At 30.7% G+C, this 12,211-nt stretch carries 5 protein-coding genes; all 5 read right to left on the reverse strand.

Translation table 11 applies throughout. From position 1 onward, the window contains the following. Positions 1-321 precede the first annotated feature (321 nt). The 5 genes from ACFPRA_RS20470 to ACFPRA_RS20490 all read right to left on the reverse strand — a co-directional run bounded on the left by ACFPRA_RS20470 (position 322) and on the right by ACFPRA_RS20490 (position 12,194). Entirely contained in the window at positions 322-1,215 is an 894-nt protein-coding gene (locus ACFPRA_RS20470) for a hypothetical protein (protein WP_381438821.1), read from the reverse strand. Then, positions 1,208-3,181 carry a hypothetical protein gene (locus tag ACFPRA_RS20475; protein WP_381438824.1) on the reverse strand — a complete coding sequence of 658 codons (1,974 nt, stop codon included), beginning with the start codon at positions 3,179-3,181 and terminating at the stop codon, positions 1,208-1,210. The genes ACFPRA_RS20470 and ACFPRA_RS20475 overlap by 8 nt, the downstream gene beginning before the upstream one ends. A 166-nt stretch (positions 3,182-3,347) precedes the next feature. After that, positions 3,348-3,545, reverse strand: a complete 198-nt coding sequence (locus tag ACFPRA_RS20480; protein WP_381438932.1) for a PD-(D/E)XK nuclease family protein — start codon at positions 3,543-3,545, stop codon at positions 3,348-3,350. A gap of 420 nt (positions 3,546-3,965) precedes the next feature. Beyond that, positions 3,966-5,504, reverse strand: coding sequence for a hypothetical protein (locus ACFPRA_RS20485; protein WP_381438827.1), 1,539 nt, complete (start codon positions 5,502-5,504; stop codon positions 3,966-3,968). A 756-nt stretch (positions 5,505-6,260) separates the two neighbouring features. Then, positions 6,261-12,194, reverse strand: a complete 5,934-nt coding sequence (locus ACFPRA_RS20490; protein WP_381438830.1) for an ATP-binding protein — start codon at positions 12,192-12,194, stop codon at positions 6,261-6,263. Between the last annotated feature and the right edge of the window lie 17 nt (positions 12,195-12,211).

Here is a 12,211-nt window from a genome sequence, read left to right on the forward strand (position 1 = left end):
GCTGAAGGGATTCTTCTATTTTTTTACGCTTTACTTACAACAATTTCTTCGTCCACAACATCTACATGGACTTTTTCGATTTGGTCTTCTTCCAAAATTACGAAAGTGCTAGGTTCTTAAACAAATGCAAATTCAATAGTGAACAGTGCCTGTGTAAAGCCCAATTATGACAATTCGATAAAAAGTATAAATATACGACCACGAAATCAAGCGCGGTTTGATTCGACTGACTTCCTATAATCTTCTATACAATTGTATTGAATTGTCGGAATAAGGTCGTGCACAGGCACCTAAAATTCTTTAAATAAATTTCAATGTATCTTATCCAAAGTATTTTCTTTTTATATGTGACATTTTAGGTTCAGCTAATACCTGTTCAATTTGTGTTTTATTAATTAGAATACATTTAAATGGAATATGATATTTAGTATCTTTCAAAGTATTAAACCAATCTAAAAAATCACTAGTAATTTTTCTGTTCGTCATTAGTAAGAAATAATCTGGTTTATGCATTAACACTTTTGTTATTTCATCGTAAATTTCACTTATTTGCAGGTTTTCATAACCTTTAGAATACTTACATTGAAGTACCCATTTATTTGAGTAATCAGTTATAATAGGTATCCATGAATAAGCAGCTATGTTAAAACAACCATCTCTAGCTCTGTCTGCCCCTTTACCTATAATTTCGAGGTTTTGCCCTCCCCATTCATTAATAATATCTAAGCAAAGTGCTTCAAATGCTCCAGCTTCATCGACTTTATCTTTTCCAGCAAATTCACCTGGTAATTTAATTTCTTCCCAATTAATCGATTGAGTATAAATTCTAAATTCCTCATAGTCCTCTAAGGTTGTTAAGGAAATTATAATATTATTTAATTCCGCATTTCCTTTCAACCTTCCATCACTACTTTTTAAATCAATCATATTCACTTCTAATTTATAATAGTTACTGTCTAATGTAATTATAGATAAAAGCTTATAATTATCGTCTAAAGCTTTCATATCTAATTCTTTAATAGTCAGACTCAATTTAGGGTCGCCACTTTGCGTATACAATCCCATATTAAATGCGTGAAAATCAATTGATAATCTCCCTTTGCCAACCTCTTCATCTTGTTGACTATAAATTTTTATAGTTTCTCCAATAAAGTTATCGAAATACTCTCTTACTTCTAGAGGCCCAATGTTCGGAATACGTAACGTATTAGTCATTGTGAACGCCTCCATGGTAAATGTACTCATTTTCTGGATTGATATGTAATATCCAACATAAAATATCTGTTATATCATCTTCTTTTCCATTTTCCCATGGAATATTATAAATATACGTACCTAAAATATTTTTAACAAACACTTTAATTCTATCTATCGTTTCCTCTAACATTAAAAGATATGATTCATCTCTAGCTGCTTCTATAAATTCGATTAAATCCCAATATAAAATTTCTCTCATGGTTTTATAAGTTATTTTTTCTGTATTAGAAGAATAATTTGTACCAGCAATAATAATTGCACTATAAAAAGCAAGTTTTTTATCGTCTCTTACATCAAAAATTATCTCTAAAATAGAAACTAATAATTTTGCTTTGGTAAATATCTCTTCACTATTAATAAATTGATAGTATAGGTTTATGCACTGTTTTAAATTATTGCTTATTTTTTTAGGAGAAGATAAAAGTTTGTTTAAAAACGAAAATAATTCATTAGAAAAATCATCAACTTTTTTGGTTCTTTTATGGCCAGATTCTTTTCTACCTAACAAAAGGCTACCCGATGTTTTATTGAATAATATATATGGGTCAACTATTTTAAAATTATACTCATCTTCTGATGAAACAAAATAATATAATACCTCTAAATATCTTACTAATTTATCCTTAGCAAACGAATAAGCTAATTCAGTATCTTTTTTTCCGCAAGAAACACCATTAACAAGAAACCAAACTGAGTTATCTTTTTCGCTATCAGGGATATCAATGAAAGTTGGTTTTTGTTGCCCCCCAAGTTTATCGTATATGCCAGATTGCCAACTTAAAAACATCGGGTGAGAAATGACCTCTATATCTTCTGTAAGAAGTTTTTTATAAATTTTTTCGTCAATAGCCAGATTTTCAACTCTTAAGGCTATTTGAAAATCATTTATAGCTAAATTATCATTTAAAACCTTTTTTACTGTCTCCGATTTCAAATTACCGCTATAAATATCTATACTATTAGCTATCAATAATAGGACATCTTGCGAATTTCTGAATATTTCTCCTAACACAATCATTCTATAATCACTATATCTTTCAATACAGATTTTTTCGGTTGATAGAGAGAGCTCATTTAAATAATTTTCAATTATTTCAATCAGTTCTTCAGCTAATTTAACATAGGATTCAGAATCAAAGGTATCACTAAATTTAGATTTGAATTTAGGACTATAAGAATTAAATATTTTAGTCTTAATATCTGCAGCATTAATTATTTGCTCGATTTTATTTGCTTCTCGTTCCCCATCTTCCATAGTTTTGCCTAATTTCACGCCATTTAATATTTGAAGTATATATTCGTTTATAACTTTTTTTAGTATATTTTCTAAACTCTCTTGAGATAAACTTTGATAGTTTTCGTTTAAACAAATTGTATATAAACCTTGTTTGAATTCCTCATAGATGTTTCGAACCAATTCAGACAGAGTTTTACTTGAATAATATCTTTGGTTAAATTTCTTTAAAATGCCATTTCTAGCTCTATAAAGTTTAAAATAAGTTGGATAAGAACTGAAGACTTCTCTTTGGGAGATAGTATTAACATCTATGAAATTAATAGTAGAATCTCCAACTTCAAAATCTTTAAAAAGTACATCAACCTTCTCGCTGCTATTATCATCAAATTTATTAAAGGGAACTCTTAAAAATTCTTCCATCTCAATCTTGAGAATTTGAGATAAAACCATTAAAGCCATTTCATTCGGAATATCTAATTCAAAAACCGCATTTTCTTCTAATACATTTCTTATCCAACTTTTCTCTACTTCTGAAAATTCGAATCCAAAATTTCGTAAAACATACTGTTCATAAATCGAATTTTTTAATTCATCTAAAGCTTTAGATGCAAAATCATTAACTATATTATCTATTTCTGGTATAGACGAGTATGTACTAAAGTTAAATGTGCCTATTCTCTTATACACTGAATCAACCTCCGTTATAGGTAAATATTTACTTAACAACTTAATAATACATTATTTAAATGCATTTAAGTATTCCCATTGAATTGCTTTAAATAATGTCGGTACCAGGCACCCATTTTAGGAGAAAGAGGAGCTTAAGGAGATCTTTATAGAGTATCTTGGGTATTTATGTGGGTGTCACATTTTTGAGGATGTCCAAAACATCCGAATAGCCAAGCATTAGATAGTCCTCATGCGTAGGCTCCTCATCCTGCAACGTCAAAAACACTGGGATGATTTTATAACCTTCATACTCCGTTCGAACAAACTCGATATATTCCTCAAGCTGCCCCTCGGATTCATTGGACAAAAACTTGTTTTCAATTAAAACCGCAACCCGATGCTAGTGGGAAACAGCCAACAAATCGATCCGCTTCCAATTAGGTGTTGCCAACTCTTTAAACACGACGTGATCATGATAAGAATGACGGCTCAGCTTGGGTACTGGGTGCCTGTGCGAAGCAAATTTATGACAATTCATAGAAATGAATTAAAACAAAAAAGGAAGACAGCATTGATATAACTGAATTCAACTTTTCTTATGCAATTGTAATAAATCCCCTGAATTATTCGATGCACAGGCACCTGTTTTTTATTTGGCTTTACACAACGTAATTTACATTCATAACAAATAATAAAATTATTTACACGGTTCAGCGTATCTCAAAGTTGAAAAATTTTGGTCCATCAGTTAATGACCTACCTAATTTCCCGACATGTTTCACCAAATGTTTAAATAGTAATATTATTTACTGATTTTGAATATTTCCATGCAAAGTTTGATCTGCTCTGAATACTTCTTGATGTCCCTTTCAATATCGGAAGTGAAAATATTAATCTTTTCGTTTTGAATAGAAGTTGTTTTTTTATCGTTATAAAAAATTGCAAACTCTTCTGCGCAATATCTTTCAATATCATCAATTCCAATTGTTGAAATTAATGATGCTGTGTAAGTCTGTAATCGTTTAATGGCTTCTAATTCCCAATTGGTCATTAGGTTGTCATAAATAACAATAGCTTTATCACTCTCTCTTTTAATGTCATATATAATTGATATATATTGGGCGAATAGCTTTTGAGGATTTTCAACTGATGGAAAATCCCGTAACATCCTATTTTGATACTTAATAAAAAACAACAAATCGTGTAAGGCAAACTTTTTGATTTGAGAAATCTCTTCATATTTCCTTTTTCTAAACCCAATGAAGTAAATCAAAAAGCTTATAGAAATAGCTAGTCCTGTTGATAATACATAAGTCACTATCTGCTTCATTTTTGCAATGTCCAATACAAAGTTGAAAGTCACTAAGTCTTTCAACCCCACAGTAGAAGTACTTGCAATAATACCTAACAGGCAGATAATAATCATTAAGATACAGGATAAAATGTAAAACCGTGGTCTTTTCATATAATTATCTCCTATACGGGAATTCAAATAGTTTTCGAATTCCCGCAAATTCTGTTTTAATTCTTTGGCAGTTCTGCTTAAATTTATGGTACGCATTAAATTGTTTTTTAACGAGGTTACTTTAGTCAGATTAATTCCAGCGAATCGAAAGAGTAGTCTTTTAATTTTTTGTTGTTCTTTCGGTTGACCTTTTACCCTTACAAACACTTGCTCATAAGTATTATACAGGGCCAATCCATATACTACAGGGAGATTCATAAACAACAATAAAATAGGAAGAAGAAACTCTTTCAAAGTTTTTATATTTAAAATCTCTCCGGGACGTTGTATTAAGTTGTACAAAGTAAATATTATTACCAATATCCCAAAGATAACAAATAACCCATCTATGAATTTTTTGACCATTACTGTTTTTTCTTCTCTTGATGCAACTGCATAAACCCCACCAAAAAGAAGGGCGATTGGGATAGCTAAAATTTCAACAGCCAAGTTAAACGTCCAAAAATTCAGAATAAATTCGATGAGCACGATAATTGCGAGATTGTCTTTAATCAGTTTTGCAAAGAATCGACCATCTTTTGCATTCTCAATTGTTTTTGCAAATAACGGTACAAGTATGAACACTACCCAAAAGACTGTATCTTTCAATAACGACAAATCCCAAAATTCGGCATGATAGAGATATAAAACAGTTAGAGAAAAGAAGCCAAGAAATACTATATAAAAAACAACGAATTTGCGACTAAAGACAATCGGTAGGACGGACTTCAAAAAATTTCTTCCGGCTTTTGTGAAGAGACCGACTATAATGGCTATGATAACCCAGCCACCTAATGCAATCTCCCTGTTATTAAAAACACTCTGAAGTGCATCCATCTGGGACCTCCTATACTTTTCTACACTTTGCTGTTCGGTTTTTGTACGAACTTAAGTTAAACATCCCTATAGTGAAGAATCTCTCTTTCGAAACACAGTAAGTAGACATAAAAACATTAAATTCACAAAGACCAAGCAGTATGGACTATAGCTGTTTAGCTGCAATATGAGGAGGGGCCGTTCCTTCACCCCTGTCATCCGAGGTAAGTGTCCATGCCCAACAAACGTTTAATGAGGAATATTTCTCCTTACTTATGATTCGGTTTTCTGTGTCCTCTAGAAATGTAAGTAATGAATTAAATAAATAGCCACCACTCTAGCGACCAATCTACTGGTAACACTTGCCTACACAATGTGGGTCATGCAGGCATTGCCACAGAACGTGGCAACCGCGCCTTTACTTTATAACAAGGGCGTTCCAACCTCCCATCCGCCGTATGTCGCAGTACCTCCCATTCTATCACTTAAACTATGTAATGCGAACAAGAATTCTCAAATGCTCACACAAAAAAGAAGCACAAATCCTCCATACAGAGAATTTGTGCTTCTTATCTTTACTGTTTTTCAAAATCTATGGAGACGGCGGGTGTTCAGTCTACAAAACTGAAGAACCTTATTACATCAACGTTTTAAGGGCTTATAAGAAGGTCAAAAATAGCTCTTACAAAGGAATTAATAAGGTTTAATAAAAATCGCTTACGGAGACAACTTTCTACAAAAGTAATTCTTTAAATATTTTTATTGAATAGTCGATAATCAAATATATCTATCATTCATAGGCTCAACTTTTTCTGCACAAAATATATTTAAATTTAAATCTGTTAATAATTGTTCTATCAAAGTTTTTTTGCCTAGCCATCTACCCATTATAGGCTGCCTATAATAGTGTTCTCTATTAGTATCCCTAGTTGGGTTAGTATATGATTCAAAGTATAAAACTTCTTCCCCCTTTGAATTTCCCCATCTTAATGAATTACCATTAATAGGTTTCAATTCTAGCATTTCAATAATAAATGCTGAAGGATATAACATAGTATTACCATATACAAATATACTTGTTCCGATAATTTCATTAACCAAAGATACTCCTTGGCCATTTAGATATTCATCTTCCAGTTCAAACATTTCTGTCATAGAATCAAAACCATTAATTATAAATGATCTAGAATTAATTGCTTTTTTGATATCATATCCCTTTATTAAAATATCCTTAGATATTACTTTACTTGATTCTAAATAAATGATGCCTTCTTTTTCTTTAATAGGGAACCAGATGGCGCCTCCTATTACAAGCATTTCATCTTGAGTATCTTTATATAACAACTTTTTTAAATACGGTTTACATCTTAATAATTGCCCTTCTTCAATATAACTGCTAAGTTTTTCTTCAATACTCCATTCTGGATCATGACTAACTATTGGAACTCTACTAATCACCCAAGGGTCGTCCATATTTAACAAAGTTTGTGCTTTGTATCCAATTGGAATGTTGTTCCATCTTTTTTTCACTTCTTCACCATATAAAATTTTCATATCAAGTTCTGAATAACTAGATGGATAAAGTAAAGAATCTCCATCTCTAACATGACTTCCCCGTCTTTTATGATGTTCTTTCTCTTTCTCTTTCTCTTTTTCTTTTTCTTTATTTATTTTTATATAGTATCCAATATCATCATTACTAATTCCATTTAGCATTTCCATCGCACTTAAAAACCTTGACGCACTTATACTTATTTTACTTTTATCAAACACTTTTGGGAAATTGTTATTCCGGTGATATTCAATAGGTACTGCATGTTCTTTAATATCAAAACATTCCAATTCCGAAGCATCATACCTCTTCAAAAGTATGAAATACAAGTGGATTTTTTTATCCAATTCATTTGTATTAAAAAACTCTGCGTAAAGTTGGGGGTATAACGCCTCAATATCCTGCAGATTTTCTTCACTCCATTTTTCCATCATGAATATCACAAATTGTTTTTGTTCACTATGTAAGACATTCCACACCTTTGATAAGTAATTAAAAGTTTTGGAAGAATATCTTACTAACAAGTCGAACCCAAATAACGCCATTTCAATCCTGTGAATATTTCTTGTTGTTATTTGCTCTAAGAGAATATTTATAGTGTACTCAAGAAAATTCTTAGGTTTTGGGAGCTGACAATTTTGAGTTGCAATTTCATATTCAAAATTAATATGATTACACCCTGTAATCCATTTCTCATGACACTTTAACTCTTCATCAAATATATCAAATACATATTCTTTTGATACCTCTCCTACCAAGAGCGATATTATGACTTGCATATTTGATTTAAATGTATAGTAATTATCACCTACACTAAAATTAATTAAATTATACTTGGCCAGTTCCCACAACAATTCTTCGTTCAACATTGGTAAAAGTTTTTTTATTATTTTTTCACTTCCTGAGTTTTCCCAAGAATATGTCTCCAATTTAGATAGCGTAACATTTTTGATTTGGGTTACCATTTTACTATTAAGTTCTTTTCTACTTTCAATAATATCCCATGCTATTTCTAATGATTTCCACCGAAACATTGAACTCCTATTAGTTTTCAAAAAATTAACGATTTCATCTGCCGTTAAATTAGAAAAAATATCCGTAATCTCTTTGTTTTCCTCATCTAATCGAATATTATAATCCCATTCACTTGAACTCGAGTATGATTTCTTTTCAGATTTCAGAGCTATTTTCACATGTTGAGGCGATATTTCATTTAATATAGCCTCTATAGTTTCTATACCTAGTTCCTTACCTTTAGATATAAATGTATTATAAAGATTTCCTAACTTGATCCTATCTTCCGAATTGTACCAAGATAATATGCTACAGCCAAACATCCAACCTATCTTTAAATCTTGAACATCATTAATATTTTCAAATAAAATTAATAACTCCTCATAAATTAAATCTAACGAAAAACGATAATCTTCATCTACACATCTTAATTCCCAAACATCTTGTATATTATCCTTAGCTGCAGCTTTACTAATTTGACTTTGAATTTCTGAAAATGCTCGATTACTCCCTTTACTTTCAACAATACTAGATATCTTATAAAGAGCAAGGCCCCTGTTTTTCCATTCATTATTATTTATCTCAACCATTTTTTCAAAATACTGTACCAATGGCCAAAGGGCGTATTCTTTATGATCTGAATAACCTACAACATCCCACTTTAATTTATTTGTTATTTCTAGATAAAGAGAAGGATTGATAATTTTCAAATATCCACCGAAATTGTTATGCGTTTCTTCAAAATTTCCTTCTTTAAAGAGATTTTGTCCATCTTCTCCATATAGCTCTATTAGATAGTTCTTAACTATTCCTAAACTATTATCCTCTACTAGATAATCCAAAATTATTGACTTATAAAACATTCCCAGTTGTTTAACTTCAAACAAATGATTTTCTAGAAATGGTATTAATATTTGATTATCTAAAGTATTTAATAACCTATTTTGATTTAAAGAAATGAACAATAATATTTTAAGGCTATCTCTAGAATTAAAAGAATTGTGCTGCCTTCCATATTCCAAAAAGTCTTCATAACTTTTGATTAATACACTTTGTTGTACTGTCCCATTTATACCTAATCTACCTTCACTTATTATTCTCCCTAGTATGAATGAATGTCTCATCAATATCTTCAAATAATCATATTCGCGATCTTTTCTATCAATATTTGTTATAAGTTCATTTACTTTATTTAATTCCACTAATAGATCCTTATGAACTGATTGATACCCTGCTATCATAGCTATAATAACCATTTTTAAATTCGTATCATCGATAATATAATTTATTTTTTCAATAGATGATATATCTACATATGGAATTTCTCTTTCATTGAAAATCAAACATACATATTCTAATAAATCCCCTTTTGATAGATCATTCTTCTTCGTCATTTCTTCAATCATTTCTATATACTCAGTACTTTTTTTGTTTAAGAATAAATCCAGCAAATTCTCTTTAATAGTAGTTAGAGTAACCCCGCCTTCATTTACTACTTCCAAAGCTTTAATCGATTCTGACTGTTCTATACAGTAATTAAAGTAACTATCGTTAAAAGTCACTAATAAGTTCAATTGTTGATTGGTGAATTTTTTAAAATCCAGATCATCCCTAAGTTTTATATATTCATTATTTAGCTTAGCAGCTAATATCCCCCAAAATTTTAGAGTTTGCTCCATTACATATCTATCATAAAGATTTTTATCGTTTTCTATTAAATTCACAAAATCAATAGGAGTACAGTTTTTAGTCCATAAATTATATGTTGATACTGCTCTAACCTTTGAAACAGGATCTTTTAGATACAATAAATCTAAGCAAAACTTAAACATATCTCTATATATTTCAATATTTTGTGTGTTAACTTCTACAGGTCTTAACTCAAATGGACTTAATTTTTTAACATAAGACTTATCTAAAGTATTATATTTTTTATCAAAGTGCTCAAAGTACCGTTGATGCTGTGATAATGTGAAAACAGCTAAATAAACACTATGGAAATCTTTCCATTCTCTTGATTCTAAAACTGCCTTATATGCTAGAATCGTTTGTTCTTCCAACGTCTTTTTAGAAATTCCATTTGCTAGTGAATGAACAATATAATCCGTATTAAATACAGATGGTATCATATCCCTTCTATCTGCACTCATTAATAGAGGTATAGTATTTATTAAGCTATCATGATTTAATCCTACTGAAATATAGTATTGAGCCAATTGTAATGCAATAGCTTTAAATTTGGGTCCTTCGCTATTTTTGGAAGTTAAAAACACCCTAAAATCATTGTGGAAGAGTGCATATTCGTTAGCATTCACTTTCTGAATAAGAGGAAATAATAACTCTAATAATTCTTCCCAATCTTCTTTCATTAAACCAATCTGTATAGCTTCTTTCAAAACCTCAGTATCTAACCGACCGTTCAATAAAATAATTAGACTTGCTAATAATTTATCCGGAAAATTTATTCCTAAAGATTTTGAATTTAAAAAGTCGGCCACGAATTTCCATATGTAACTGTAGTAATTTGTAATATCATCACTAACATGTTTACTATCTAGTATTTTTTTATATTCTTCCAAAGTACTACATTGTTTCGCCTCTTCTAAAGCGAAGACCACCGATAAATTGTTTCCTTGCGTTTTCTCGTAAACAAATTCAGCTAATATTTCATTTTGGATATTATAATTAATTTCGCTTTCATCGAGTAGTTTTTCTATATCATCCCGTTCTAAATTTGGTACAATGCAATGCTTTACTGAATCCGTTTCTTTTTTTAACCATAACGGATAACTTTCATAAAATTCCGCGGGTTGACCTACAATTATAAAAACTACACCTTTTCTAATTTCTTCTGGCCTAAACAAATCACTCAAAAAAGTTACTTCATTATTTGCCCTTGCAGCATGATCGATTCCATCAATACAAATTACAGTTTTTGTACCTGTTAATTCGTAAAGTACTTCAGATAAACGCAATACCTCATGACGCATCTGTTCAACCGTACACAACGCATTTATAACCGGTATACTATACCTATGAAGATTTCCTTTTAATTTTTTTCTCAATTGGATTAGTAAGTCATTCCATAAAGATTCTTTACTACATAAACCTGCATCGTTATTATAGTATTTTTGTTCGGGAGAAATAGGCTTAAATGTATGATATCTAGCTGTAAATAAGTTATGTTTCAATTGTAGGTAGCTTATCAAACTTGTTTTGCCACTACCAGGGTTACCTGAGACCCATACTACTTTCCTCTCTTCGTCTTCTACAATTTTTATAATCTCTTCTGCATATGCTTTCCTACTCTTAAAAAAGGGGGTTGGATATGGTAGTTCATGCTCACCATGTTCTACATCATGATTCAATGACAGGGCATCATAGACATCTTCAACCGTTATCTTAGTATTTTCTCTTCTAGTAGTTGCCCAAATTCTTAATTTTGAACATAACTTTTCAAACAAGTTTTTTGCAATGGCTTTATTACATTTAAAAGTTCTTTCTAAAGAATTAACCATCACTGCTTCTAGTTCTTCAAGTGATCCTTCACTGGACTTTATCTCTAATTCCCCTAAAAAATCAACCACTATTAAGTCATCATCTATTGCGGCTTTAAATTCTTCCCATTGTATTAATAAATCTTTCCCCTCTAGCTCTTGTTGTACACTATCAAGTGACCCTACATTTTTTATTATTTCTAAAATACTTTCCATAAATGTAGCTAAAGATAAAGCACTGTATTTCCTCCCATTAAATACTCTAGTTGTTTTATTAGGTCCTAATTTTCGGTTTGTATACAGTACTGGAAGTATAGATTTCCCTTCTTTTTTTGAGGCTTCTTTCCATCCCAAAGCTAATGCCCTAATTAAACTTACTTTTTCTTTTCCGTTAGAATTAGTGGTGCTTTCTACTAGTTTATTAAATGTTAAATTAGATTTACCTTGATCACCTATTTCATGCTTAACTTGATAACAAATTTCTTTTTTATCACTATATCCAACAACGACATCATCAATCGTTTCATGAATATCCGATTGAAACATAACGTACTCAATATCATTATCTGGATTTAACATTTTTATTACCTGTTCTAAACCAACATACCATTCATACCAATATGGATCTCCAATTCCAGGCGTTGTCATGTAGACCCTCCTATTTC

It is taken from the genome of Sporosarcina soli, from assembly GCF_042655805.1.
In the GTDB taxonomy this organism is placed as follows: Bacteria; Bacillota; Bacilli; order Bacillales_A; family Planococcaceae; genus Sporosarcina; species Sporosarcina soli.

Coding starts and splice junctions, on each gene's coding strand:
- ACFPRA_RS20470 (WP_381438821.1), bottom strand. CDS start 1,215: ATGACTAATACGTTACGTATTCCGAACATTGGGCCTCTAGAAGTAAGA.
- ACFPRA_RS20485 (WP_381438827.1), bottom strand. CDS start 5,504: ATGGATGCACTTCAGAGTGTTTTTAATAACAGGGAGATTGCATTAGGT.
- ACFPRA_RS20490 (WP_381438830.1), bottom strand. CDS start 12,194: ATGACAACGCCTGGAATTGGAGATCCATATTGGTATGAATGGTATGTT.